General features: G+C 47.1%; 23 protein-coding genes. 2 read left to right on the top strand and 21 right to left on the bottom strand.

Features of this window, described 5'->3' with window-relative positions; all coding sequences use genetic code 11:
• Positions 1-34: 34 nt before the first annotated feature.
• Positions 35-1,015 (top strand): YpdA family putative bacillithiol disulfide reductase, encoded by a 981-nt coding sequence (locus tag KNO91_RS02770; protein WP_214794015.1) that lies wholly within the window; start codon positions 35-37, stop codon positions 1,013-1,015.
• A gap of 40 nt (positions 1,016-1,055) precedes the next feature.
• Here KNO91_RS02770 and KNO91_RS02765 read toward each other — a convergent pair whose 3' ends face one another.
• From KNO91_RS02765 to KNO91_RS02735, 7 genes are all read right to left on the bottom strand, one after another.
• Positions 1,056-2,324, bottom strand: coding sequence for a Glu/Leu/Phe/Val family dehydrogenase (locus KNO91_RS02765; RefSeq protein WP_015881453.1), 1,269 nt, complete (start codon positions 2,322-2,324; stop codon positions 1,056-1,058).
• Between the two features lie 146 nt (positions 2,325-2,470).
• Positions 2,471-3,397: a D-alanine--D-alanine ligase gene (locus tag KNO91_RS02760; protein ID WP_214788675.1), complete on the bottom strand. Its 927-nt coding sequence runs from the start codon at positions 3,395-3,397 to the stop codon at positions 2,471-2,473.
• A 97-nt stretch (positions 3,398-3,494) separates the two neighbouring features.
• Positions 3,495-4,073 carry an adaptor protein MecA gene (locus KNO91_RS02755; protein WP_214788678.1) on the bottom strand — a complete coding sequence of 193 codons (579 nt, stop codon included), beginning with the start codon at positions 4,071-4,073 and terminating at the stop codon, positions 3,495-3,497.
• A gap of 60 nt (positions 4,074-4,133) precedes the next feature.
• Positions 4,134-4,997 carry a MerR family transcriptional regulator gene (locus KNO91_RS02750; protein ID WP_214815942.1) on the bottom strand — a complete coding sequence of 288 codons (864 nt, stop codon included), beginning with the start codon at positions 4,995-4,997 and terminating at the stop codon, positions 4,134-4,136.
• Positions 4,998-5,126: 129 nt separating this feature from the next.
• Positions 5,127-5,327 (bottom strand): hypothetical protein, encoded by a 201-nt coding sequence (locus KNO91_RS02745; RefSeq protein ID WP_074034648.1) that lies wholly within the window; start codon positions 5,325-5,327, stop codon positions 5,127-5,129.
• A 41-nt stretch (positions 5,328-5,368) separates the two neighbouring features.
• Positions 5,369-6,796, bottom strand: a complete 1,428-nt coding sequence (locus tag KNO91_RS02740) for a RecQ family ATP-dependent DNA helicase (protein ID WP_353047451.1) — start codon at positions 6,794-6,796, stop codon at positions 5,369-5,371.
• Positions 6,780-7,802 (bottom strand): YpbB family protein, encoded by a 1,023-nt coding sequence (locus KNO91_RS02735; RefSeq protein ID WP_214815939.1) that lies wholly within the window; start codon positions 7,800-7,802, stop codon positions 6,780-6,782. The genes KNO91_RS02740 and KNO91_RS02735 overlap by 17 nt, the downstream gene beginning before the upstream one ends.
• A 142-nt stretch (positions 7,803-7,944) precedes the next feature.
• Here KNO91_RS02735 and KNO91_RS02730 point away from each other — a divergent pair, with 142 nt between their 5' ends.
• Complete coding sequence (locus tag KNO91_RS02730) at positions 7,945-8,193, top strand: ferredoxin (protein ID WP_214740203.1); 249 nt, start codon at positions 7,945-7,947, stop codon at positions 8,191-8,193.
• Positions 8,194-8,355: 162 nt separating this feature from the next.
• Here the strand turns inward: KNO91_RS02730 and KNO91_RS02725 are convergent, their stop codons facing one another.
• From KNO91_RS02725 to KNO91_RS02660, 14 genes are all read right to left on the bottom strand, one after another.
• Entirely contained in the window at positions 8,356-9,315 is a 960-nt protein-coding gene (locus KNO91_RS02725; RefSeq protein WP_214794027.1) for an ABC transporter permease, read from the bottom strand.
• Entirely contained in the window at positions 9,312-10,376 is a 1,065-nt protein-coding gene (locus KNO91_RS02720) for an ABC transporter permease (protein WP_214788691.1), read from the bottom strand. Before KNO91_RS02720 ends, KNO91_RS02725 begins: the two co-directional genes overlap by 4 nt.
• Positions 10,373-11,899, bottom strand: a complete 1,527-nt coding sequence (locus KNO91_RS02715; RefSeq protein WP_214794030.1) for an ABC transporter ATP-binding protein — start codon at positions 11,897-11,899, stop codon at positions 10,373-10,375. Before KNO91_RS02715 ends, KNO91_RS02720 begins: the two co-directional genes overlap by 4 nt.
• 63 nt (positions 11,900-11,962) lie before the next feature.
• On the bottom strand, positions 11,963-13,051 hold the full coding sequence (locus KNO91_RS02710; protein ID WP_214789852.1) for a BMP family lipoprotein: 1,089 nt from the start codon (positions 13,049-13,051) through the stop codon (positions 11,963-11,965).
• Positions 13,052-13,181: 130 nt separating this feature from the next.
• A complete protein-coding gene (locus tag KNO91_RS02705) occupies positions 13,182-13,901 on the bottom strand; it encodes a GntR family transcriptional regulator (RefSeq protein ID WP_074034655.1) in 720 nt (239 codons plus the stop codon).
• 401 nt (positions 13,902-14,302) lie between these two features.
• Complete coding sequence (locus KNO91_RS02700; protein WP_214815936.1) at positions 14,303-16,507, bottom strand: FtsK/SpoIIIE family DNA translocase; 2,205 nt, start codon at positions 16,505-16,507, stop codon at positions 14,303-14,305.
• A gap of 61 nt (positions 16,508-16,568) precedes the next feature.
• Positions 16,569-18,236, bottom strand: coding sequence for a ribonuclease J (locus tag KNO91_RS02695; protein WP_074034657.1), 1,668 nt, complete (start codon positions 18,234-18,236; stop codon positions 16,569-16,571).
• 94 nt (positions 18,237-18,330) lie between these two features.
• Positions 18,331-18,984, bottom strand: coding sequence for a M15 family metallopeptidase (locus KNO91_RS02690; protein WP_214788703.1), 654 nt, complete (start codon positions 18,982-18,984; stop codon positions 18,331-18,333).
• A complete protein-coding gene (locus KNO91_RS02685) occupies positions 18,981-20,234 on the bottom strand; it encodes a lipid II:glycine glycyltransferase FemX (protein WP_214788706.1) in 1,254 nt (417 codons plus the stop codon). Before KNO91_RS02685 ends, KNO91_RS02690 begins: the two co-directional genes overlap by 4 nt.
• Before the next feature lie 3 nt (positions 20,235-20,237).
• Complete coding sequence (locus KNO91_RS02680) at positions 20,238-21,698, bottom strand: UDP-N-acetylmuramoyl-L-alanyl-D-glutamate--2,6-diaminopimelate ligase (RefSeq protein ID WP_251126021.1); 1,461 nt, start codon at positions 21,696-21,698, stop codon at positions 20,238-20,240.
• A gap of 84 nt (positions 21,699-21,782) precedes the next feature.
• Positions 21,783-23,000: a M16 family metallopeptidase gene (locus KNO91_RS02675; RefSeq protein WP_214788709.1), complete on the bottom strand. Its 1,218-nt coding sequence runs from the start codon at positions 22,998-23,000 to the stop codon at positions 21,783-21,785.
• A 51-nt stretch (positions 23,001-23,051) separates the two neighbouring features.
• Positions 23,052-25,268: a polyribonucleotide nucleotidyltransferase gene (gene pnp, locus KNO91_RS02670; protein ID WP_214815933.1), complete on the bottom strand. Its 2,217-nt coding sequence runs from the start codon at positions 25,266-25,268 to the stop codon at positions 23,052-23,054.
• Positions 25,269-25,396: 128 nt separating this feature from the next.
• Positions 25,397-25,666: a 30S ribosomal protein S15 gene (rpsO, locus tag KNO91_RS02665; RefSeq protein ID WP_074034662.1), complete on the bottom strand. Its 270-nt coding sequence runs from the start codon at positions 25,664-25,666 to the stop codon at positions 25,397-25,399.
• Positions 25,667-25,790: 124 nt separating this feature from the next.
• On the bottom strand, positions 25,791-26,717 hold the full coding sequence (locus tag KNO91_RS02660) for a bifunctional riboflavin kinase/FAD synthetase (RefSeq protein ID WP_214794039.1): 927 nt from the start codon (positions 26,715-26,717) through the stop codon (positions 25,791-25,793).
• Positions 26,718-26,727 lie beyond the last annotated feature (10 nt).

Here is a 26,727-nt window from a genome sequence, read left to right as displayed (position 1 = left end):
CCCTTCCCTACAATGAGCAAAGAGGTGATTTTCAGTGAATAAACAAGCGATAATTGTGGGTGCTGGACCATGTGGTCTATCAGCGGCCATCGAGTTAGAGAAGATTGGGGTTTCTTGTACCGTAATTGAACGAGGAAATATCGTGGATGCGATTTATCGCTATCCGACCCATCAAACGTTCTTTTCATCTGCGAGTCTGTTAGAAATCGGGGATATTCCTTTTATATGTAAAGATCTAAAACCTCGGCGACAAGACGCACTCGTCTACTATCGCGAAGTCGTCACTCGTACCGGACTAAACGTCTATCCGTTCGAGACCGTCGAATCTGTTGAAAAAATCGATGACCGTTTCATCGTGACGTCAAGACATGAGCGCCGTGGGGAAACCGTCCGCGAGGCGGATTATGTGATCTTAGCCACAGGGTATTATGGACGACCTCGTCTGCTCGACGTGCCTGGTGAAGAGTTGCCACACGTACACCATTATTTCCACGAGGCCCATCCATACTATCGACAACATGTCACCATCATCGGTGGGAAGAACTCCGCTGTCGATGCGGCAATCGAACTCGAGAAGGCCGGCGCATATGTAACGGTGCTTTATCGCGGCGACTCGTATAGTCCTTCCGTGAAGCCGTGGGTTCTTCCTAACTTCGATTCACTCGTCCGACATGAGAAAGTTCGAATGGAGTTTGAGGCGACGATTGATCGAATTACCGAAGACGGTGTCCATTACCATCAGCATGGAGAAGAAAAACACGTCTATGCCGATCACGTTTTCGCGATGACCGGATATCAGCCAGACCATCATCTTTTCGAAAATGCTGGTATCACGATCGATGACGAGAGCGGTGTCCCGACATTTGATGAGGAAACGTTCGAAACGAATGTCGAGCATCTGTTCATCGCCGGCGTCGTCGCTGCCGGGAACGATGCGAATAAGATTTTTATCGAGAACGGTCGATTCCACGGGAAAGCCATCGCAGATACGATCACAAACCGTATTAAAGTATAAAAAAAGTTCGGTCAACACGTGTTGACCGAACTTTTTTTATTTAGACCCAACCACGGAAGCGTGACGCTTCCGCCATCTTACGAACACCGACCATATAAGCCGCGAGACGCATATCGACCTTGCGGGCTGAAGAAGTATTGTAAACCGTATTGAACGAATGAACGAGTACTTTTTCAAGTTTTTCCTCGACTTCTTCTTCCGTCCAATAGTAACCTTGGTTGTTTTGTACCCACTCGAAGTACGAAACCGTGACACCACCACTCGATGCCAACACGTCTGGCACGAGAAGAATTCCGCGTTCTGTCAAAATCTTCGTCGCTTCGTTCGTCGTCGGACCGTTCGCCGCCTCCACTACGATGGACGCTTTAATGGCATCGGCGTTATCTTCCGTGATTTGATTCTCGATGGCAGCTGGCACGAGAATGTCACAGTCGAGTTCTAACATCTCTTTATTCGAAATCGTGTTTTTGAAGAGCGTCGAAATCGTACCGAATGAATCGCGACGGTCTAACAAGTAAGGGATGTCCAAACCGTTCTCATCATGGATGGCACCGTAAGCGTCACTGACCGCGATCACTTTCGCTCCCGCATCGTACATAAACTTCGAAAGGAAACTACCCGCGTTTCCGAACCCTTGAACAACGACACGTGCACCTTTTAGCTCGATACCACGGCGTAGTGCCGCTTCTCGAATCATGATGGCCACACCTTTCGCCGTCGCTGTCTCGCGACCGTGTGAGCCTCCAAGAACAAGTGGTTTACCTGTGATGAATCCTGGTGAGTTGAATTCATCGATTCGGCTATACTCATCCATCATCCAAGCCATGATCTGCGAGTTCGTGAACACGTCTGGAGCTGGGATGTCTTTTGTCGGTCCTACGATCTGACTGATCGCTCGCACGTAGCCACGGCTCAATCGTTCGATTTCACGGAAACTCATCTCACGTGGGTCACAGACGATTCCGCCCTTACCGCCACCATAAGGCAAGTCGACAATCCCCGCTTTTAAGCTCATCCATACAGATAGTGCTTTAACTTCTACCTCAGTTACGCTCGGGTGGAACCGAATTCCCCCTTTTGTCGGTCCGACCGCATCGTTATGTTGAGCGCGATAACCCGTAAAGATTTTTGTCGAGCCATCATCCATGCGAACTGGGATCCGAACGGTCAGCATGCGAAGCGGTTCTTTCAACAACTCGTACATCTCGTCTGGATAGCCGAGCTTATCTAATGCTTCGTGAATTACCTCTTGTGTCGATTCCAAGATGTTTTTTCGTTTTTGATGACCTTTTTCTTGATCCGTAATCATGAAGGTTTCCTCCCCTAAATTGTCAATTCTCCCCCAAGAATTAACCTCGTATTCGTTTAAAAGTATAGCCGATACGCGCTCAATTTGAAAGGGTTTTACAAAAATAATGAAAGCGTTTTCTTTAAGTGTGGAATGATACAGATGTCTTACTTCGACTCGCGTTCGAGCGCGAGCTCGATAAAGCGGTCTAATAGCTCACCGTAAGAAATCCCGACTGTTTTCGCGCTGTCCGGGAACAAGCTTAACGGCGTCATCCCAGGTAACGTGTTTGTTTCTAAAATGTACGCCTCTCCTGCTTCGGATACGAGGAAATCAGAACGCGAGTATCCTGAACATCCGAGCGCGCGATGCGCCATGACAGCCGCCTGTTGCACTTCTGTCGTCAATTCATCCGAAATTTCAGCAGGACATACGTGAATCGAACCACCTTCTGTATACTTCGACTCGTAGTCGTAAAATTCATTTTTCGGAATGATCTCAATGACCGGAAGGGCTTGTTCTTTTCCAAAATTCCCGATAACCGGTACAGTCAGTTCTTTCCCCTTAATGTATTGCTCGACTAAAACCGCTGAATCACATAGAAATGCCTTCTCAATGCCAGCACGCAACATCTTTTCGTCCATTGCGATCGTCAAACCGTTTGACGAACCTTCTTGGGCAGGCTTGACGACACATGGGAACTCATTTCCCCACTCGGCTATTTTCTCATCAATCGAATCAACAGATTCAATCAGCACATCGCGCGCCACACGGATGCCCGATGCCGCGAAGATGATTTTCGCTCTTGCCTTGTCCATCGCAAGAGCCGATGCCAATACACCTGAACCTGTGTATGGGATCCCCGCCATTTCAAGTAATGATTGAACACGGCCATCTTCGCCGTATTTCCCATGTAACGCACTGACGACGACATCGACGTTTAACGTCAACAACTCGTTCGCGCGCTCTGGATGAAAGTCGATTGCCGTGACTTCATGACCACGTTCCGTCAATGCCTCAATCATCCCTTGTCCGCTTGTGAGGGATACCTCACGCTCTCCTGACACTCCACCATACAATACAGCGACCTTCATTCCAATCTCTCCTTCAACTAACTACTGAAAATTCATGTCTAATCATAACACGGGCATCTTAAAAACAATAGGAACAGAAAAGTAAAAAAAGCCGTACTTATGCGAATGCATCGTACAGCTCTTTCACAGCATGTTCAGTTTGAATCGTCTTTCCGTATTCCATCATGACGTACGGACTGACCGTAGTCGTCTTTCCATATTCGGACAAAATGGCGGCGAGTCGTTCTTCCACTTTCTCAGGAAGCACTTCCACGAAGTGAAGATAGTATCGACCCTCATAATGATAAAGTGCCCCACCTTGTTCGGTTTCATGTATATGTGGAAACAATCGAATCGAAGCATTAATCACATCTTCGAGGTCATCGAACTGGTAAATCAAATGATGGATGACGTCGATTGTCAGGCGAATCTCAACTTGTTCGAGATCAAGCTCTGCAATGGCTTCACCTTTTTGAACGTCAATGACGAGGCCATCTCGAGGAAACATCGTCACATTCAAATCAACCGCGCCTTGCGGAGAGAATCCGTACTCACTTTCTGCTGTCTCAAGCAATTCTTTCCACAGCTGTTGACCGTTTTCCCCCACGATCGTATCGATGGCGATTCCACGTAATGTAAGCTCATTCGCAGTCACATATACACGAAGATGTTCTTTTGTTTGTTTTTCAAATCTCAATCGAAAACCTCCAGTGAATATTCAATCCTACTAATAAGCTACTCCCGTTTTAATCCCGTGTCAAATAGTTGATAACCATTTCGTCCACTCTTCAGGTGAATCGCCAAGAAATGCATCTTCGAACCGATCACGTTCGAGGCTAACCGCATATCCACCGGCCCCAATCTTCAGTTCAGGATGCTCTTCTTGGATATAGCCCATCGCCTCGATTAACTGAGGAATGTGATCCGTCAATGTGCACGCAAAAATGAGGCAGGATGCATCGATGTCATGCAGCGCCTTGCTCAAGTCTTCTTTCGGGAATCCAGCTCCCAAAAAGATGACGTCGTATCCATGTTGACGCAAGTAAAGTGTGACAAATAGAAGTCCGATTTCATGCATCTCACCGGGTGCACAGACACAAGTGACTCGCGGAAGGAACGGATTCATTGGCATTTGAAGTGACAATGTAGATAGACGAGCCCGTAAAAAAGCTGTCGCAAAATGCTCATGGGCGATTGTAATCGACCCTTGCTCCCATTGAGAGCCGATATCCATCAGAAGCGGTCCAATGATGTCTTTCGTCACCTTTTCAAAGCTAAACGTATTAAAAGCACGATTGATCAAATCATGTGCGGTCCGCTCATCAAAGGAAAGCAACGCCTGAAGCAAGCCGTCCTTTAATTCCTCATCGTAAAGCTTGGCAGACGTCGGTTCCGGTTCAGGTGCCTGATGGAGCTGTTGAATCGCTTGTGAGACGGATAACCCTTCTCTTTGCTTCTCTACCACCCATTTGATTTTTTCGACATCTTGATCTGAATACAGGCGGTGACCTGATTCGGTCCGGCTCGGTACGATAAATTGGTATCGACGTTCCCAGGCACGAATGGTCGTTGGATTGACACCGGTCAACGTCGCCACGGTCTTAATGGAGTATTTCGGCATCTCCGCCCTCCTCTCCTATTCGTTCTATGACATAAGTATATCCTCAATTGAAAAGGTTTACCCCTTTTATTGTGCAATCCAGTATTTTTCAAAAATAAAAAAAGGCGCGAACATCGTCCGCACCTCACCTTAAAATATGGCATCTCGCCCGATATATATGAAAATGAGAATAATCGCTAACATGGCGAAGGTCAATGTCATCGCCAACGGGCGCTTCATCAAGTTATCGTTCAACTTTCTCTTCCGTTCATGTTCTTGCCTCTCCGATCGAGACGGCAACGTATCCGCCAACTGCTCGCGTAAAGAATCTGCCTGATTCCGATGTCGCAACGTATGCCCTCCTTTACCTTTTTTATCATTTTACTATGATATTATTCAAAGGAAAAGATTTGCGTCAACCGTATTTTCCATTCTGTCACATTTTTTCGGACGATTCGTGTTGTCTCCGGAAACTCAATCGCCCCACATTGGTCACAACATTCTTCTTGGTCGATTGTCGACTCCGAAAAATAGCGAAGCAAATAATCACGTCGGCACGTACGGATGAGTGCATAATCCATCATCTGTCCGAGTTGACGATATCGATCACGTCTTCTTTCTTTTACCCAATCGAGCGCCTCTTGAAGCGAACGTTCAGACAACAACTGTTTCAAAAGTAAGAACTTCGGATCTTCTTCGTTCATCCGCAATATACGAGATAACTGCGAAACCGACGTGGCGTTCTCGCGTTCAAAATACGCCAAACGGATGTCTTCGTCTTTCGGATATTGACCGTCAATCAAAAATTGTTGGATGCGCTCGTCTCCGTCTGCATAGAGGAGGACAGCAAACGCCGGCTCTCCATCACGACCCGCTCGTCCAATCTCTTGCATATATGCTTCGACCGTTGCAGGTATTTGAAAATGGATGACGGAGCGGACGTTGTCTTTGTTTACCCCCATCCCGAATGCACTCGTACACACCATGACCGACACTTCGTTCCGTAAAAATTGAGATTGCACGAGTCGTCGGTCTTCTGTCGACATTCCACCGTGATAAAATAACGCATCATCTAGTTCAAACGCCAATGCTTCCGCTTCTCGACGGGTCGCCGTATAGACGACAGCCGGTTTCGGAACGTCTCGCACCAATTCTTTTAATCGTTCAAGTTTCTTTTCTTTTTCGAGCCGTTCGACCATCAATCGAATTTCCGGTCGATTCGCAGAATGAACGAACTGCTCAGGTGAAAAGAGTGCCAGTTTTTCAACGATGTCTTGCTTCACGCTTTCAGGTGCGGTCGCTGTGACCGCCATGCATTGCGGGCTTCCGATTTGTTTACGCAATTCCCCTAATCGGGCATACTCCGGTCTAAACTCATGACCCCATTGGGAGATACAATGCGCCTCGTCAATGACGAGCATTTGAATCTTGACGTTCGAGAGTGCTCGTGTGACATATGGCACCGCCAACTGCTCAGGTGATAAATATAGAAAGCGATAGCGTTTCAAGTGATTGATGATCTCTTGCTTTTCTTCTGCTGATTCCATCGACGTCAATCGTGCGACACCTCGTTCTCCACGTTCTCGAATGTGAAGCATTTGGTCTTCAATCAAAGAGAGCAGTGGTGAGACGATGACCGTCAATCCTCCGTTCTTGATATATGAGGGGAGTTGAAACGTCAACGACTTTCCTGCCCCTGTCGGCATGACTGCCAATACATCCTGACCCTCTACAACGGAATGGATGATTTCATGCTGACCTGGGCGGAACGTATCATACCCGAACACACGCTTCAATGTCGATTCATACAAATGTCTCACCTCGTTTCAGTCTTGCGAACACAAGACGTATTTGAAAGTAGCTAACGTTTCCCATCTCTTCAAATATCGGTTTCAACGCCCAACTGTTCGGATGTCGAAGTCTCTCGATCGTGACAATTTCTTCGGCCGGGACGAACTGATCGAGGGGAAAGATGTCTAAGTACATCGCCATCTCTACCACATGATCTTCAATCGTACTCGTCCGTAGTCTACGTTGTGACTGAACTTGTTGGAACGAATACCCTTTCAAAAAGAGTTCGTATGATTCCCGTGCCGAATAGGTCATCTGCTCTGTCGACAATCCATACGTAAATCCTCGTAACTTCGCATCTTCCGGTAACGCTATCAACAACTCATTCCATCCGGCCAAAAAATAGAGTCGAGCCGTCTCGGCATCCACATCGAGTAGGCTAGCAATTTGTTCATAAGTCAGACCGGTTTCAAATGCTCCCGTGAATCGATAGACGACCGCCGTCGCATATGGATCTCCGATTTTTTCGAGCGCAATCTCGATTTCGTGATGAAACGATTGCATCAGCACTTTCCAATCTCGGTCGAGTTGCAATAATCGCTTTACCCACTGTTCTGCAGGTCGATCGGCTTGGACTGGATAAAATGTTCGTTCATGTTCCTTAGACATAAACGTCTGTACGAAAAGGCTAAGCCGTTTCCATGTCGTCGCGTTAAAATCACGGCGCTCCCCACCTAATCGATTGAACAAATCCTCTACAGCTTCAGGGGATGCCAACATGTCTCCCGCTTCTGTCAGTTTAAACTGTTTGCGGTCTAACCATCCCCGCTTCTCAAGTCCTTTCAATAAGGACTCATATGCATACGTTGTTTGCGGAAACTGTCCAAAAACAGGTTCTAGTTCATAAAAGAACGCGTCTTGTAACGTTGTCGCCGAACGCTTTCCATTTAAGACATGGAATAGGCTGCGTTCACTTCGTTCTCCGTTTAATCGCTTAATGGCCAGCAGTAAAACTCCGTCTGCTAAATGAACCAAGTCGTCACATCCTTAAAAAAATCATTATCCTACCAAAAAGACACTCGTTTCCTCATTGAAATAATTGGGTATGTAGACTACAATTACTCGTAGACAGTAGATTGATTTCTAAGAGAAACGAACCGTTTGGAGGGTTATTATCATGGCAAAATTTACTATCGTCGATAAAGATACATGTATCGCATGCGGAGCTTGTGGTGCAGCAGCACCAGATATTTACGATTACGATGATGAAGGTCTCGCATTCAACTTGATGGATGACAACACAGGTACTGTTGAAATTCCTGATGAGTTATACGAAGACATGATGGATGCATTCGAAGGATGCCCAACCGATTCAATCAAAGTGGCAGACGAATCGTTCGAAGGCGATGCATTGAAGTTTGAATAATCCAAGAAAGACATATTGGTCATTTTGACCGATATGTCTTTTTTCATTTTCACTTCTCCACCGTACTCCAATCATGACAGCTCTAGCCAAGTATAACAAAAAAGGTTGTTTGGCTTAAGCACCAAACAACCTTTCTAAAATGGACATATGTCCTATTCCAGATTAGCGTTTTCCTTTAATATATGGAATACCGACTGACTTCGGTGCATCCGCACGACCAACGAGTCCAGCGAGCGCAAGAATCGTGAGCGCATATGGTGCAATCAAGAGGAGAAGCTGTGGCACGTTATTGATGACCGGCAAGTTGCTTCCGATAATCGAAAGTGCTTGAGCGAATCCGAAGAATAATCCGGCACCGAGTGCGCCGAGCGGATTCCACTTCCCGAAGATCATCGCGGCAATCGCCAAGAACCCTTGACCAACAATCGTTGTTCCGCTGAAGTTTGTCGTAACCGTAACGGCATATACCGCTCCGGCAAGGCCACCAAATGCACCAGAGAGCATGACGCCCATGAAGCGCATTTTTGTGACGTTGATTCCCATCGTATCGGCCGCCATCGGATGTTCCCCGACTGAGCGAAGACGTAGTCCGAACGGCGTCTTGAAGATGACGAACCAGACGACAAACGCTAATGCGATGGCAACAAATGACGTATATTGAACGTTAATGAAGAACATTTTTAGAACAGGAATATCTGACAAAAATGGTACGTTCTCTTTCGCAATACGATACTCGATAAAGTCAGTTTGACCTTTATTATAAAGCACACGTACAACGAAAATCGCGAGACCAATCGCAAGCATGTTAATCGCTACTCCAAGAACCGTCTGGTCCGCACGCCATAGGATGGCCGGAACAGCTAAGAAGAGAGAGAATAACGCTCCAACTACCATCGCAACGATCAAGGAAATCCATGGGCTAAACGCACCGGCTCCTAAGTCTGTCAACGTGAGCGTTGTGATGATTCCTGTTGCGGCACCGATGATCATAATTCCTTCGAGTGCGATGTTGACGACACCCGAGCGTTCACTGAAAATCCCACCAAGCGCTGCGATAATGAGTGGAGTCGCATAGGCGAGTGCAACCGGTACGACGATATAGAGGACTTCTAAGAAGCTCATTTTTTCTCCACTCCTTTCTTACGATTTCCTTTAAGTTTCTCAATAACATAGTTGATGGCATAACCAGATGCCACAAAGATAACGATTGCTGCGATGATGACTTTGACGAGTTCAGACGGTACGTTCGCACCAAGTTGCATCGCCAATCCACCGATGTTCAATCCAGCAAAGAGAATCGCTGCAAGAATGACACCAACCGCTGTGTTTGCACCGAGGAGGGCTACGGCAATCCCGTCAAATCCAACACCTGTGAACGATGCCGAGAGCGTCATACTACCGAACGTCCCGAGACCTTCCATCGCGCCGGCGAGACCTGCGAACATCCCTGAGATGACAAACGAAAGGACGATGTTACGGTCAACGCTCATCCCTGCGTACTGAGAAGCATGTTTGTTGAACCCGACAGCACGTAACTCGTAACCGAGCGTCGTACGTTGAAGAATGTAGTAGTATACAATCGCTGCGAGCACCGCAACGAGGACACCCCAGTGAAGACGTGAGTACGTCGTCAACTCTTGTAACCATGGTGACGCAAGCGATGCCGATTCGTTGATTGAGTCTGTACGTTCGTTCGTCACACCGATGACGCTACGCAAAATCGCGTTCGTCGTGTAAAGCGCGATATAGTTCATCATGATTGATGTGATAACTTCGTGTACGTAAAACTTCGCTTTTAAGAAACCAGGAACGAAAGCCCAGATTGCGGCTGCGACCATCGCTGCAAGAAGTGCAAGCGGTAAATGGATAAACATCGGCAAATCGAAGTTGATCCCTACATAAACGGCTGCTACCCATCCAATCAATACTTGGCCTTCTACCCCGATGTTAAATAGCCCGGTCCGGAATGCAAAGGCAACCGCAAGACCCGAGAAGATAAGTGGTGCTGCTGCACGTAACGTCTCCCCGATGGCATACGGGCTTCCAAACATCCCTTCAAACAAGGAGATAAAGCCTTGAACAGGGTCGTACCCACCAATCAACATAACGATGGCTCCGACGAGAAGTCCTAAAATGATGGATAGGAATGGAATGAGAAGTTGGTTTAAACTTAATTTTTTCATTCTGTGTCGTCCCCTCTCTGACCGCCGGCCATCAAGAAGCCAAGTTCTTGTTCCGTCGTCTCTTTCGGATCACGAATTCCTACGATTTTTCCTTCATAAAGAACGGCGATACGGTCGGATACGTGTAAAATCTCATCAAGTTCGAACGAGATGAGCAAGACAGCACGGCCCTTTTCACGTTCTTTAACGAGTTGTTCGTGAATAAATTCAATCGCACCGACATCTAGACCGCGCGTTGGTTGTGCTGCGATGAGTAAATCAGGCGAGCGATCGACCTCACGGGCGATAATTGCTTTCTGCTGGTTACCACCAGAAAGGGCACGCGCTGGCACATCGATGGATGGAGTTCGGACGTCAAACTTCTCAATCAACGCCTTCGCTTTCTCTGCCACGGCTTTATAATTCATAAGACCCCGTTTCGAGAAAGGTTCTTTATAGTACGTTTGAAGAACCATGTTGTCACGAATCGAGTAGTCAAGGACAAGCCCGTGCTTATGACGGTCTTGTGGAATATGTCCGATGCCAGCTTCCGTCATTTTACGAGGTGTGTGCCCCGTCACATCTTTTCCATTGAGTAAAACTTTACCGGATTCTGGCTTTTTAAGCCCAGAGATTGCTTCAATCAGTTCCGTCTGACCGTTACCGTCAATTCCTGCAATCCCGAGTACTTCTCCAGCACGAATCTGTAAGTCTAATCCTTCAACGACTTTCAAACCACGACTGTCTTTGACGACAAGTCCTTGAACGTCAAGGACAACTTGTTGTGGATCGGCTTTCGAATACTCCGCATCGAAATTGACTTCTCGCCCGACCATCATTTCAGCAAGACTGTCTTCGTTAACGGTTTCGTCGACTTCAACCGTTCCGATATAACGTCCGCGGCGAATGACCGTACAACGGTCTGCGACTTGCATAATTTCCTTCAGCTTGTGCGTGATCAAGATGATCGACTTACCTTCAGCAATCAGACGTTTCATAATTTGGATAAGTTCTTGAATCTCTTGTGGTGTCAACACTGCCGTCGGTTCATCAAAGATCAAAATATCCGCCCCGCGATAGAGCGTCTTCAAGATTTCTACACGCTGTTGCATACCGACTGAAATATCTTCAATCTTCGCGTCTGGATCAATCTTAAGTCCATACTGTTCTGAAATATCCATGACCTTTTTACGGGCTGTCGCACGGTCAATCGTTACACCGCTCTTTGGCTCAAGTCCGAGGATGATGTTCTCTGTGACCGTGAATTTTTCAACAAGCATAAAGTGTTGGTGGACCATCCCGATCCCAAGTTCGTTGGCGATGTTCGGGTTTTCAATATCCACTTTTTTTCCGTGCACACGAATCTCTCCGCCTTCAGGCTGATAGAGACCGAATAACACGTTCATGAGCGTCGACTTCCCCGCTCCGTTCTCTCCGAGAAGCGCATGGATTTCCCCTTTGCGCAATTGGAGTGTGATATTGTCGTTCGCAACGAACGTACCGAACTCTTTGCGAATATTTAGCATTTCAATTACATATTCCAAGGAAGTTCACCCCTAACTTTAAGTAAAGGGAGACCACATGGGTCCCCCCTTCACTCAAATGAATTATTTTACGTTTTTCATGAACTCTTCGAACTCAGCGTCAGTTGCTGGTGCAGTAAGTTCTCCGTCAACCAATTGTGTACGGTATTCTTCAACTTTATCGAGAATCTCTTTTGAAACGTGCTTATCAGAAGTTTCTGCGATGCCGACGCCGTCATCTTTCAAACCGAACTCGATGATTTCGCCACCTGGGAATTCTCCGTCCATCGTTTGTTTCGATACGTCATAAGTAGCTGTATCTACACGTTTGACCATTGACGTAAGTGTAACGTCTTCTGGAAGACCTTCTTCATACTGGTCACGGTCAACCCCGATTACCCAAACTTCTTCGCCGTTCTTCTTACGGTTTTTCGCTTCTGTGAATACCCCTACACCTGTACCACCAGCTGCGTGATAGATGATGTCCGATCCAGAACCGTACATACCTGAAGCGATTGCAGTTCCTTTTTCAGCCGAGTTGAAGTCTTCTGCATACTTCACGTCGATTGTTGCTTCTGGGTTTACAGCCATGACACCCGCTTTAAATCCATTTTCAAACTTTTTGATCAAGTCTGATTCTACTCCACCGATGAAACCAACTTTATCAGTTGTCGTTGAGAGACCGGCAATGACACCAACGAGGAATGAACCTTCTTGCTCTTTGAACGTGATCGATGCAACGTTTGGAGCATCAACAACCATATCGACGATTGCGAAGTTGTTGTCAGGGAACTGCTCTGCAACTTTTTGTACGTCTTCAGCCATCAAGAAGCCGATTCCGTAGATCAAGTTGAAGTTATCACGAGCCAATTGTTGCAAGTTTGGCTGGTAGTCCGCTTGCTTAGCTGATTGAAGATATTTGTATCCTTCGTTTTCAGTCAAGTCGTTGTCTTGACCGAACTTTGTGAGACCTTCCCAAGCAGATTGGTTGAATGATTTGTCATCAACACCGCCAGTATCTGTAACCATCGCTACTTTGAAGTCGCCGCCTTCTCCGCCTTCACCGTTTGAAGATGAGCCACCTTCGTTGTCATCGCCACCGCATGCTGCGAGTACTGTAGAGAGTGTGAGTCCTGCTGCTAAAGCTGAGAGAATCGTTTTCTTTTTGTTCATCATCGTCGTGTTTCCCCTTTCGGTTCATAACAAATTTTGTTGTCATGTTATCAGTAGTCTTTACACCGGTATAAGAAAGCGCTTTCACGCTGTTCCCCAAAAATAACTCTTCCGTTCATAAACTGTTCGGTTACACTCGTTTACGTACGACATGGAAGTCGAATCGATCAGCTCGGAAAAAGTTGGCCGAATCGAGTAATGGTAAATCACTCTCATCGTAATGCAATTGTTTTAATGCGAGTAACGGTTGGTCCGTCTGAAGTTGTGACGATATTTCAGAGCTGACACTCGGTTCGATGTGCGTGATTGCATATGCGACTCGACGTCCTACCTCTTTTTCGAGAGAGTCAAACAACGACTTCCCTTCGGTCAATGCCTCAGGATTTGAGACGAGATGGGCCGGCACTTTGTCGACACAATAAACGACCGGTGTGTCATCCGCATATCGAATTCGAACGATTCGATAAATCGGTGAGTTCGGCTCAATCTTGAGACGCTCGGCTTCTCTCTCTGTTGCCAACACTTTCTCGGCCACCAATACTTTCGTTCCTGGTGTCATTTTTGCACGTGTGATCATATCAGTAACACTGAATAATTCCTCGATCCCTGATGTGAATGGCGGTTTAGAACTAATAAACGTCCCTACCCCATGTTTTCGCACGACAAATTTCTCATCTTCGAGAATTCTTAACGCTTCACGAAGTGTCGCTCGACTGACTCCGAGTTGCTTCGAAAGCTCAAACTCTGAAGGTAATTTCTCACCTTCACGATAGACACCAGCGTCGATATCTTGCTTAATTTTCTCAATCACTCGAAGATAGAGCAATCGATGATCGAGCTTAATCGACATTGGCCTCACCACCTTTAATTTACTTACCAGTGCTCAGACATCTGACGTATGAATGTCCTTGCCAATATTAAGTATAGGGATTCGAGAATTAGAACGCAATACTTTTTGTTCGGAATCAAGGAAATATTTTAAAAAACCATCTCGAACCGTACCTCTGAGTCCATTTTACTCTTTTCGATTCAGTTTGAAAAACTTTTGTAAAATGTAAACGTTATTAAAAAATGTAAGCGTTTCAGCCGTTTTTAAAAGTATGTACTAATAAACGATATAGGTCATATGTGCTATATTACATGAATATTATAACGAACCTCTCTGATTTGCGCGAATATTTCCATATTATTTAAAAAGCAATAAAAAACGAACGATTGAATATATTGATATACAATCGTTCGTTTATACACTTATTCATTTTGTTCGTTTATTAAAACTTTCCGAGGTTTTGAACCTTCTGACGGACCTACGTACCCCGCCTCTTCGAGCGAGTCAATTAAGCGTGCTGCCCGATTATAGCCAATTCGAAATCTTCGTTGAATCATCGATGTCGAAGCCGTTTCTTGGGTGACGATGAATTGAACGACTTCTCCGAACAATGAATCATCGGAGTCGATTGTCGTCACCTCTTCTTCTTTCGGCATCATCGCTTCCACATACTGTGCTCGTTGCTGGGCGATGACATGATTGACGACCGTTTCGACTTCTTGATCGGAAACGAACGCACCTTGGACACGTACTGGTTTGTTCATCCCGTTTGCAAGCATCAGCATGTCGCCACGCCCAAGTAGTTTCTCTGCTCCTCCTCCGTCCAAGATTGTCCGGGAATCGGTTTGTGAAGAGACTGCAAACGCGATTCGAGACGGGATGTTTGCTTTAATGACCCCTGTAATGACGTCGACAGATGGACGTTGTGTCGCCAAGACCATATGAATCCCTGCGGCCCGTGCCATTTGTGCGAGGCGCATGATGGCGTCCTCGACGTCATTTGAAGCGACCATCATCAAATCCGCCAACTCATCTACAATGACGACAATAAACGGTAGACGCTTCGCATCCTCATCATCGGACTGATCGACGAGTTCATTGTATCCTTCAATGTTGCGGACACCATAGCGACTGAACAGCTCATATCGTCTTTCCATCTCGGCGACGACTTGTTTCAATGCCTGTGCTGCTTTTTTCGGGTCTGTGACGACCGGTGTCAACAAATGTGGGACACCGTTGTAGACATTCAGCTCAACCATTTTTGGGTCGATCATCATGAGACGGACCTCGTCTGGTCGAGAGCGCATCAGTATGGATACAATCATTCCATTAATACAGACTGATTTACCGGAACCTGTCGATCCGGCCACGAGTAAGTGTGGCATTTTGTTTAGTGAGATGCCAACAGTCTCCCCACTAATGCTTCGTCCGAGTGCGACGAGTAGCTTTGAATCGTCCTGTCTCACTGGGTCTGCTTCAAGCACTTCTCGTAAACAGACTGGAGCGACTTCCTGGTTAGGTACCTCAATTCCAATCGCCGCCTTACCCGGGATTGGTGCCTCGATTCGGATGTCTTTCGCGGCAAGTGCAAGTGCGAGATCATCGCTAAGCGAAGTGATTCGACTGACCTTCACCCCAATGTCCGGTTGTAACTCATACTTTGTGACGGTCGGCCCAAGGTGAATTTTTAATACTTTCACGCCTACACCAAACGACTTTAATGTCTTCACCAATTTAGCGGCATTCTCTTTTAAACGCGCATTTTCTCCAGATAAATCGGTGATTACCGGTTCTTTTAAATTGGAGAACGGAGGGAGTTCATATGTGTCCGAGACGTCTTGCGCCGCGGTCATCATCATTTCCTCGGTCGAAATGGAAGCGTCTGTTTCCGTAGAAGGTGCCGCTTTGGTTTCCTCTTTTTTCTCTGCCACCACTTTCTCACTGAACCCGACAATCGGGATATCATTCATCGTGACCACATCTGACTCCGACTCTACATCCGAATCGGCTTCCACCGGCAACGGTTTAGGCGAAGATTTACGAGACCCTTTCGGTTCCTGCTTCTGCTTGATCTCTTGTTTTTTCTCTGCTTTCGGCCTTGACTGCCATTCCTTTTTCACAGCCACAACAGATTCCTCTAAACGATGGTAAATCGTTCCCCAAATCGTTGGCACATAAAGGGATACACCGACGATCAAACAGACAATGCCTAAAAAGATGAGGCCGAAGTCAGAAAATAAGTATTGGTTTAAGCCATAAAGTGCACCGTTGACGCCGCCTCGTTCTTCTCCCCACAGTAAATCACCGAACAGTAAAAAGGACGCGGTCATACTGAACAGTCCAGCTCGCTCCATCGGTTTCATCGGTTTCAGTAAAATCCATAATAAGATGGCAATCATCAGATACGTGAGCGCACCCCAGCCACCAAACAGATATTCGGACAAGTCAGATAGTTGTCGACCAATCCATCCGAAATCGAATAAGGCAAATACGAATGCGACGATGGAAAGAACGAAAATTCCCCATCCATATGTACGTGGCGCAATCGGTTGTTTTTTCCGTTTTCTCGTGTTTCGCGTTGCTGGTCGCTTCCGCTTCACGGGTGTCTTACTCGTTTTTTGAGCCACTTCAGTTCCTCCTAAAAAAAGAAGGCAAAAGTCTGATGACTTTTGCCTCACTCTCATTCCATTAAATCTCCATGATGATCGGCAAGATCATCGGACGACGTTTCGTCTGCTCGAATAAGAAGACGCTAAGTCGCTCGCGGATATTTGATTTCAATTCGGTCCAATCACTGCCAGCTTGCAGACTCTTTTCAATCTGTTTTGTGACAATACGGTTTGCCTCTGAAATCATTTCTTCCGATTCGCGCATATACACGAATCCACGTGAGATGAGTTCAGGTCCTGAAATCAATTTCTTCTGTTTCCGATTCAATGTGACCACGCAAAGCACGACCCCATCTTGTGATAACAAGCGACGGTCTCGTAAGACGATATTTCCGACGTCACCGACACCGATCCCATCAATCAAGACGTTACCTGCAGGAACTTTACGGCTCATGCGGGCTTTACGACCTGTGAACTCGACGACATCTCCTTTTTCAACGATGAAGATGTTGTTCGGTTTGACCCCTACTTGTTCAGCGAGTTTCGAGTGTGCCATTTGCATCCGGTATTCGCCGTGAATCGGTAAGAAATATTTCGGTTTGACGAGATTGAGCATCAACTTCAACTCTTCCGCCGAACCGTGTCCGGATACGTGAACTTTACGTTGGTTGTAAATGACGTTTGCCCCAGAACGGAACAATAGGTCAATCGTTTTCGAAACCGACTTCTCATTCCCCGGAATCGGAGTTGCCGCAATGACGACCGTGTCGTTCAAGCGAATGTTTACTTGCTTGTGCGCATTACGTGCCATCCGAGTCAACGCCGCCATCGGCTCCCCTTGAGATCCCGTCGTCAAGATGACGACTTTGTTGTCAGGAAGACGATTCACTTGCGATAACTCGACAAGTGTCTTCGCTTTGAAACGTAAGTAGTTTAATTTTTGTGCGACTTCGACGATGTTGACCATACTGCGACCAACGACCGCGACTTTGCGGTCATTCGCTTCTGCGGCTGCAAAGACTTGTTGTAAGCGGTGAACGTTCGAGGCGAATGATGCCACGATGACACGACCTTCGGCTTGATAGATCACATCGTTCAATTCAGCACCGACAATCGATTCTGAACCGGTTTGACCCGGACGCTCTGCGTTTGTTGAATCGGAAAGCAATGCAAGTACTCCGCGCTGTCCAATCGCCGCCAATTTGTTAAAGTCAGATTGTTTCCCGTCGACTGGCGTGTAATCAAACTTGAAATCTCCGGTATGGACGATGGCACCTTGAGATGTTTGAATACAAACACCGACACAGTCGGGAATCGAGTGATTGACGCGGAAGAACGTGACGAGATGATCAGCGATAGTCAATTTCGTTTTGGCATCAATCATGCGAAGGTCGACTTCTTTCAACAAACCGGCCTCTTTTAATTTCAGTTCAATCAATCCGAGAGTCAACTTCGTCCCGTATACCGGAACATGTTTTAAATCGCGTAGGACATAACTGAGTCCACCAATATGGTCTTCGTGACCGTGAGTGATGAAAATCGCTCGGACGCGATCCTTGTTTTCTTTTAAATAAGTGATGTCTGGGATGACAATATCAATCCCGAGCATCTCATCGCCTGGAAACATGAGACCGGCATCGATGACGAAGATGTCGTCGTCTAGCTCCACGACGTACATGTTCTTCCCGATTTCGCCTACGCCTCCAAGCGCAAAGACGCTAATATTCTCTGTCTTCTTTTTTGACACTAACAAAAACCTCCTAAATGTTTCATATTCTGTTTCGTCCCTTATCGCTACTGAATATTGTATCGGAAAACGGCTTCATTGCCAACATTTCCGTTCAATCTAGTAGAGGTTTTAGTGTATCGGCAAGCGGTGCGATTGCTTTCTTGTCCGGTTGCTTCCCTGCGACGAGTTGTCGGATTGACAAGCCAAAGTCCATCTGGAGATGCGGATAGTCAGGGAATGAGTTCCAGTCGCCTCCCCATTCGAAACCAAGCGCCTTTCCTAATTCCCCAAGCTCTTGCCAGTCTGGTACATCGTTGCGATTACGATCCGTGCTTAAGTCATAGTCCGTTTTATTGTTATGGATGATGACAAAATCGACCGCCAGTCCATAATTGTGATAGCTTTGACCTGCTTTCGCATTCGTCACCACTTGTCCCGGTTCAGAACGCCCTTGTGCATATAAAGCGTTTTGTTCTTTTGCTGAACGATACCCTGACGTCAATCGAACTTCGAGATCGAGACAAGAATGAGCCAACCGTACGAACATCGCACCACGTTCCGCAACTTGCGGATGAAGGCGATCAAAATCAATCTTCGTTCTTGCCAATATCGTGTTTTCCGCCCCTACGTCCCGGACACACATGTCCGCTTCAAACGTGGGCTCATCCACCCATGGCACAGGTTCTGGCTGCATATAAAAGTAAGCAAGTATGATACCGATCAAGAAGGCGACCATCGCAAGTGATAACACGCCGGTCCATCTCATCTTCTTAACCGTTTACGGAGTCCTTTAAGGATGGGCAATCCTTTTTCGAGTGCCATATAGAACGGGCGATTTAAGACGAGGTCGAATTCTCCGACTTTCTCAATCATGTCGCTCCCCCATCCAGACTTGAATGCATAGAGACCCGCATATTCATCATCAGGATCCGTGCTACCCGAGACGCCACCAAAATCATAACGCTCGGCTCCACTCTCTTTCGCCGCTTGCATCATCGTCCATTGCATCAAATGGTTTGGCATGAATTCACGGAACTCATTTGACGAGGCACCATATAAGTAATAAGAACGTCGTCCCGCAAGTGTCAAAAGCCCACCTGATAAGACAAGTCCATCCGGGTAAGCCTGATTCAATTCGACGAGCTCAGGTAACGCTTGCTCGGCTTTTTGAATTTGTGCCACCGTCTGTTCTTTACGATTATGAAGGCTCGTTCGTTTCTTTTCGACGGTTTCCTTCTCTAACCCACGTTCAATTTTTTCCAACTCTTTTTTCGCTTTCTCAAGCGTTGCTTGTTGCTGATCGAGCGCAATTTTAGGTTCGAGTTTTGTTAAAAAGAGTCGAGCATCGTTCGGTTGGAGACAATCATATAGATTCTCAAAATAATCAAGACCGCGAATGGCAAACCCGTCACGTTCTCCCGTCACTCTCATGAGATCGGCGAACGTTTTTAATCCATCACGACCGACTTCCTTACAGACGATTCCTTTTTTCTCTGCTAAACGAACGTTATAGCGGAATTTATGATGGAATTTCGCAAAAATTTCTTTTTCACTCGGACGTAAATCTGTCTCCATCGTGAAACGAGGTTGTGCGTAATCGAAGCCACCCCCGTACCCTTTGTGCCGAAATCCGACGGCTTCCATTTCTGTCAAGAGACCCGGCATCTCATCGCGGTCGATGTTCGGATCGATTTTGATGACGATTGCTTTATGGTTCGCAGCGACACGCTTCGCTTCTTTTACAAGCGCTTGGAGCGATGCCACGTCATCATAGTCTACGACAAAGCCACGTGGCGCATAACATAACGTATATGGTAGTTTCGGGACACGTTTAAATAACAACAAAGCCACACCGGTCGTCAATCCGTCGCGGGCAACTGCGATTCGTTCTGACGTCCATCCGTTCTGTCGTTTTACATCTCCCCAACTTGATAGTTGTAATAGGTCGCCACGGTCGTGTTTTTTGACGAAGTCGTCATGTTCTTTTTCTGTCAACGTAACTGGTTGTACTGCCATAAATCATGCTTCCTCCGTATTCAAAATGGTCGATCGGACAATCGCCTCTTCGTCGAGTGGCAATTTCTCGTTTCCGATAATCTGATATTTTTCGTGCCCTTTTCCTGCTAACACGATGATATTGTCCGGTTTGGCTAAGCTTGCCGCATAACGGACCGCTTCTTCCCGGTCGCCGATTTCGACGTAGTTATCGTGCGTCATTCCGGCCGCAATCCCTTTTGTAATGGATTCATACGCTTCGAAGCGCGGATCGTCTGTCGTAATGATGACCGTCCCCGCATAAGTCGATGCCATCTCCCCCATAGCCGGACGTTTCGTCACGTCACGATTACCGCCTGTACCGATTAAAAAGACAATCTTCTCTTTCGGTACGCCGACGAGCGATTTTAAACATTGTTCAATCCCATCCGGAGTATGAGCATAGTCCGCGTATACGTTGTAACCTGGAACGTCTAGGCGCTGCATGCGTCCTTTGGCCGGATGAATCATTTCAAGTGCTCGAGCGATTTTCTCCAATGAGTATCCTGCTGCAAGGAGACAACCTGTCGCGAGCAATAAATTATACACGTTGAAACGACCGATAAACTGAACGGTCACCGGTAGGCGTGTGCCTTGATAGTTCAACACAAAGCTCGTTTGAGACAACGTCTGTTCAATCTCAGACGCCATCAAATCAGCCATCGTGTCGATTCCATACGTCAATACTTTTGCACCTGTCATCGTCTCATATAGGGCACTCTGTGCATCATCTGCATTCAAGACAGCCACTTTCCCGCGTGAAGCCATTTGACCGAGCTGTGCGAAGAGCAATCCCTTCGCTCGCGCATAGTTTTCGAACGTCCCGTGGAAATCAAGATGATCATGCGTCAAATTCGTGAATCCAACGATATCAAAATCCGTTCCGATGACGCGGCCGAGCTCTAAACCGTGCGATGACACTTCCATCATGACGTCCGTCACACCTTCATCACGCATTTGCGCCAACAATTGTTGAAGTTCTGAACTTTGAGGTGTCGTGTTTTTACTCGGCACGACTTTGTCATTAATTCGCACTTCGACTGTGCCAATCAATCCGGTCGAGTGTCCGAGGACGTCGAGGACGTCCCGTAAAATCGTCGTCGTTGTCGTTTTACCGTTCGTTCCAGTGATTCCGAACAGTCGCATCTGTTCAGAAGGATACGCATAAAATGCTGATGCCAAAAGCCCGATTGAGCGAGAACTATCACGCACAATCAAGTTCGGAACGGAAAGTTCGAGCGGTCGTTCACTGACAACCGCAACTGCCCCTCGTTCTACCGCTTGAGACGCATATTCATGTCCATCGACCGTATATCCTTTGATGGCGACAAACAATGTCCCCGGGACAACTTCCCGCGAATCGGTTGTCACGTGAGTCACCACGATGCCTTCAAGATTTGGTTGGTTAATTAGTTGTATCGTCTTCACTAAATCCGTTAAGTTCAAGTCTTTCCCTTCTTTCACCTGTATCCTATCCAAACTAAAGAATACCTCTTAATCAGTGTAGAGAACTTACAATTCGGTTTCAAGTCACGCTTCGTTTGGGAGGACGTATGACTTCGCTGGTTGATGTGTCAATACTTCACGAATCAATGCATTGACCTCATCGCGCTCGATTCGCTCCACTTTTTGAATCACGTGTTCGATCGGCTCTACTTCATCGAGTAACAGCAAGTTTCGACCATTTCGGTTCATGCGTGCGCTCGAGCTTTCATTCCCTAGGACGAGTGAACCTTTTAATTGGCGTTTCCCTTTATCGACTTCTTCATCCGTCAATCCTTCTTCGAAGAGACGCTTCAATTCTCTCTCTAAAATGAATTCGACTTGATTCAACGTGTCTGGTGACGTTCCGACATAGATGGTGAACGTCCCATGATCCGCAAACGTCGTGTAGTATGAATAAATCGAGTAGGCCAATCCTTCTTCTTCACGAATCGATTGAAACAGGCGCGAGGACATCGTCGCACCGATGGCATTGTTCATGAGTGCCAAGTGGGGTAACCGGTCATCCGTTGCCGAAATGGCCTCGTAGTTCCAACAGAGGTGCGCCTGTTCCGTTTCCTTTCGTTTCGTCAACGTGTCATCGAACAGTTCTGGTTGAGTGAGTTCTTTCGACGATTCCCTAGAAGGGATGTTGGCAAACCTACGCTTCACTGCCTCCATCAATTCTTCAGAGACATGTCCAGCGATGGAGACGACAATTTCTTCTGCCACGTATCGCTCTTGTAAATAGTCAACGAGCTGATCCCGCGTCAATCGATTGACGCTCTCCTCTGTTCCAAGAATTGGTTGTGCGAGAATATCATCACGATATGCCGCAATCGCCAACAGTTCATGGACGAGGTCTTCTGGCGTATCCTCATACATTTTTATTTCTTCCACGACGACCCGTTTCTCTTTCTCTAATTCGGTCTCATCAAGTACCGAATCAAATAACATATCCGTCAAGACGTCGAGCGCCATGACCGCATGTTCGTCAAGTGTCTTCACATAAAAACAAGTATGGTCTTTCGAGGTGAAGGCGTTGACGCTTCCACCGAGTTCATCAAAAAAGGAAGCAATTTCTTTCGCGTTTTTCGACGACGTCCCTTTGAACAACATATGTTCAATCAAATGACTGATCCCGATGTTTTCAAACGACTCCGTTCGTGTTCCGGCTTTAATAAAGACACCGGTCGACGTACTGCGAGAGCCTTCAATCGGTTCGATGATGACGCGGACACCGTTTTGTAGTGTCATCCATTCCATATTCTCACTCCTATGAAAAAGGCCATCGCACCAAGACGATGGCCAGAATAATTAATTTGTCGAGCGCGGTGGACGACGGTCCCCGTCACGACGTGGCGGACGGCCTTCACGAGGTGGACGGCTTTCACGTGCAGCCTTCCGTTTCGCTTCATACGCTTCACGCTCTTCAGGAGACAATCCTTCTAAGATGAGCGCTTTATGCGATGCGTTGACACGACCTTTATCATCAATTTCTGTAACTTTAACTTGAATCGTATCACCGAGCTTCACGACGTCTTCGACGTTCGCGACACGCTCTAGGCTGAATTCTGAGACGTGTACGAGTGCATCTTTTCCTTTGAAGAGCTCGACGAACGCGCCGAACTTCTCGATGCGGCGTACCGTTGCATCAAATACTTCACCGACGACGACTTCGCGTACGATGTCCCCGATCATCTTCATCGCAAGATCGATACCTTCTTGGTCTGTCGAAGCAATGAACACCGTTCCATCTTGTTCGATGTCGATCTTGACGCCTGTTTGGTCGATGATGCTGTTGATCATCTTACCACCTGGTCCAATCACATCGCGGATCTTATCCGGGTTGATTGTCATCGTGATAATTTTCGGTGCATATTTCGACAATTGTGTACGTGGTGCGTCTAACGTTTCGAGCATATGGTCAAGGATGTGTAGACGACCGACACGAGCTTGTTCGAGTGCTTCTTCTAAGATTTCACGCGTGATTCCAGCAATCTTGATATCCATTTGAAGGGCAGTGATCCCGTCTTTCGTTCCAGCAACTTTGAAGTCCATATCACCGAGATGGTCTTCGAGTCCTTGAATGTCTGTCAAGACCGTGTAGTGCTCTCCTTCCATGATGAGACCCATGGCAATCCCAGCGACCGGCGCTTTGATTGGTACACCAGCATCCATCAAGGCGAGCGTCGATCCACAAATTGAAGCTTGTGAACTTGAACCGTTTGACTCAAGCACTTCCGATACGAGACGAATCGTATACGGGAAATCTGCTTCTTTTGGAATGATTGGCAAGAGTGCGCGTTCACCGAGTGCTCCGTGACCAATTTCACGACGACCTGGTGCACGGACCGGACGTGCTTCACCGACCGAGAATGGTGGGAAGTTGTAGTGGTGCATGAAGCGCTTATTCTCTTCTAAACCGATTCCATCAATGATTTGTGCATCACCGATGACACCGAGCGTCGCAACCGACATAACTTGTGTTTGACCACGTGTGAAGAGACCAACACCGTGTGCACGTGGAAGCAATCCGACCTCTGAAGCGAGCGGACGGATGACATCCGGACGACGACCGTCTGGACGCACTTTGTCGACCGTGATCAAGCGACGAACTTCATCTTTGACGAACTTGTTCAAGATGCCTGAAACTTCTCCAAGTTTTGATGGCTCATCAGCAAGACGCTCTTCATACAATGCCACATATTTCGCAATCACTTCGTTGATGGCTTCGTCGCGAGCATGCTTCTCTTCAACTTGAACCGCTTCGACGATTTCTGGTCGAGCTGCTTCAAGTTCAGCTGTGAATGCCTCATCATATTTCGAGACCGTATATTCAAACTTCGGTTTGCCAACTGCATTTGTAATCTCTTGTTGGAAGGCAATCAAGCGTTTGATTTCTTCATGTCCAAACAAGATTGACTCAAGCATGACGTCTTCTGGCACTTCGTTCGCACCAGCTTCAACCATGTTGATTGCAGTCGATGTACCGGCAACTTGAAGCTCAAGGTCTGTTTTCTCCATTTGAGCCGTTGTCGGGTTGATGACGAATTCGCCGTCAACACGTCCAACAGTAACACCTGCGATTGGGCCATCAAACGGTACATCTGAAATCGAGAGTGCGATTGACGTTCCGAGCATTCCCGCCATCTCTGCCGAGCAGTCTGGGTCGTTCGACATGACGTAAATCATGACTTGGATGTCATGACGGAATCCGTCTGGGAAGAGCGGACGAATCGGACGGTCGATGAGACGTGATGTCAAAATCGCATTTTCCCCCGGACGTCCTTCACGGCGAAGGAATCCCCCTGGAATTTTACCGACTGAATACAATTTTTCCTCATAGTTGACCGTCAATGGGAAAAAGTCTAAATCTTTTGGTGCTTTTGAAGCCGTAACTGTCGCAAGGACGACCGTGTCGCCATAACGAACGAGCGCCGATCCATTTGCTTGCTTCGCAAGTTGACCGACCTCTACAGACAATGGGCGTCCGCCCCACTCTGTAGAGAATACTTGTTTCGTACCTAACATGTACATTCTCCTCTCAAACCTTATCTAGTTTATTATGTAACTCTATCTTACGAATGTCTAATCATTTTCCTTAAAAAAGAAGAAACGGACTAGGACGTTGTCCCAGCCCGTTAAACAGTCTCGATCGATTAACGACGGAGACCGAGGCGTTGAATCAATTCACGGTAGCGCGTAACGTCCTTGTTACGAAGGTACGTAAGCAAGTTACGACGACGTCCAACCATTTTCAAGAGACCGCGACGTGAGTGGTGGTCTTTCTTGTGTGTACGAAGGTGAGCGTTCAATGTGTTGATTTGTTCAGTCAACACTGCCACTTGTACTTCCGGTGAACCAGTGTCACCTTGTTTAGTCGCGTATTCCGCGATAATTTCGTTTTTACGTTCTTTTGAGAGTGCCATTGCCTCTCCACCTCCATTTAATAAAAAATTGCCGTGTTGCCGAGCCGGCGTTGGTGAATCGACCAGCCAAGCGAAACGGTGTACTTTGCGTACTTGACAAGGATAGCGTAACCGCAACCGAAAGTCAAGATAGGATTGAGCGTGCCGACACCTCATCTTGTTTTAGTTGAGCGACCAATGCATCCAACCCATCGAACGCTCGCTCGTTGCGGATATATTGAATCCACTCAATCTCAATCACTTGCCCGTACAAATCCTCCGAAAAGTCAAAGAGATGACTCTCAACAGAGACTGCTCCCGTCTCATAAAAAGTCGGGCGACGTCCGACGTTTGTCATCGCCTTGAACGTCCGGCCGTCTGGGAGCGTGACGCGTGTCGCATACACCCCGAGTCGTGGCATGACATAAGAGGCGTCCATCAACACGTTCGCAGTCGGAAATCCGATCGTTCGCCCTCTCGCATCTCCGTGAATCACTTCACCGCAGATGACATATGGGGCACCGAGTAACTCATGTGCTGCGTCAACGTGACCTTCAGCCAATAGTTTACGAATCCGAGTCGAGGATACCTTCTCTCCATCCATCGTCTGTTCCGTAACGACGGACGTCGTGAACTGATCACGCGAATGGTATGGAAGTGTTTCCATCGTCCCTTCGCCAAACTTGCCGTACGAGTAATCAAATCCTGCCGTCACATGTACGGCTCCCGCAGCAATCAAATAATCGTCGACAAACTGTTGAGGGGATAATCCAGCCAACTCTTTCGTAAACGTCAAGACGAGACACCGCTCGACACCGAGCGCTTCGATTCGCTTCAATTTCCGAGATAAAGGTGTGATATAACGGACCGCGTCCGGTTTGTTCGAAAGCACTTGTTTCGGGTGTGGGTCGAACGTGACGACCGTCACCGGAAGGTTATGTTCCGCTGCCACGCGTTTGGCATGATTGATTACGGCTTGATGTCCTTTATGAACACCATCAAAAAAACCAAGCACCATGACCGATGGATACAGGTCAGGTGTTTCAGGATAGGTGAGATGTCTTGTTTCCATACTGTCAATT

This window comes from Exiguobacterium sp. s59, assembly GCF_018617475.1.
Lineage (GTDB): Bacteria > Bacillota > Bacilli > Exiguobacteriales > Exiguobacteriaceae > Exiguobacterium > Exiguobacterium aestuarii.
Note: the sequence above shows the minus strand (reverse complement) of the source record. Positions and strands in the feature narration are given on the sequence as shown.

Coding starts and splice junctions, on each gene's coding strand:
- KNO91_RS02765 (WP_015881453.1), bottom strand. CDS start 2,324: ATGATTACGGATCAAGAAAAAGGTCATCAAAAACGAAAAAACATCTTG.
- KNO91_RS02760 (WP_214788675.1), bottom strand. CDS start 3,397: ATGAAGGTCGCTGTATTGTATGGTGGAGTGTCAGGAGAGCGTGAGGTA.
- KNO91_RS02750 (WP_214815942.1), bottom strand. CDS start 4,997: ATGCCGAAATACTCCATTAAGACCGTGGCGACGTTGACCGGTGTCAAT.
- KNO91_RS02730 (WP_214740203.1), top strand. CDS start 7,945: ATGGCAAAATTTACTATCGTCGATAAAGATACATGTATCGCATGCGGA.
- KNO91_RS02725 (WP_214794027.1), bottom strand. CDS start 9,315: ATGAGCTTCTTAGAAGTCCTCTATATCGTCGTACCGGTTGCACTCGCC.
- KNO91_RS02720 (WP_214788691.1), bottom strand. CDS start 10,376: ATGAAAAAATTAAGTTTAAACCAACTTCTCATTCCATTCCTATCCATC.
- KNO91_RS02710 (WP_214789852.1), bottom strand. CDS start 13,051: ATGAACAAAAAGAAAACGATTCTCTCAGCTTTAGCAGCAGGACTCACA.
- KNO91_RS02705 (WP_074034655.1), bottom strand. CDS start 13,901: ATGTCGATTAAGCTCGATCATCGATTGCTCTATCTTCGAGTGATTGAG.
- KNO91_RS02690 (WP_214788703.1), bottom strand. CDS start 18,984: ATGAGATGGACCGGCGTGTTATCACTTGCGATGGTCGCCTTCTTGATC.
- KNO91_RS02685 (WP_214788706.1), bottom strand. CDS start 20,234: ATGGCAGTACAACCAGTTACGTTGACAGAAAAAGAACATGACGACTTC.
- KNO91_RS02675 (WP_214788709.1), bottom strand. CDS start 23,000: ATGGAATGGATGACACTACAAAACGGTGTCCGCGTCATCATCGAACCG.
- pnp (WP_214815933.1), bottom strand. CDS start 25,268: ATGTTAGGTACGAAACAAGTATTCTCTACAGAGTGGGGCGGACGCCCA.
- rpsO (WP_074034662.1), bottom strand. CDS start 25,666: ATGGCACTCTCAAAAGAACGTAAAAACGAAATTATCGCGGAATACGCG.
- KNO91_RS02660 (WP_214794039.1), bottom strand. CDS start 26,717: ATGGAAACAAGACATCTCACCTATCCTGAAACACCTGACCTGTATCCA.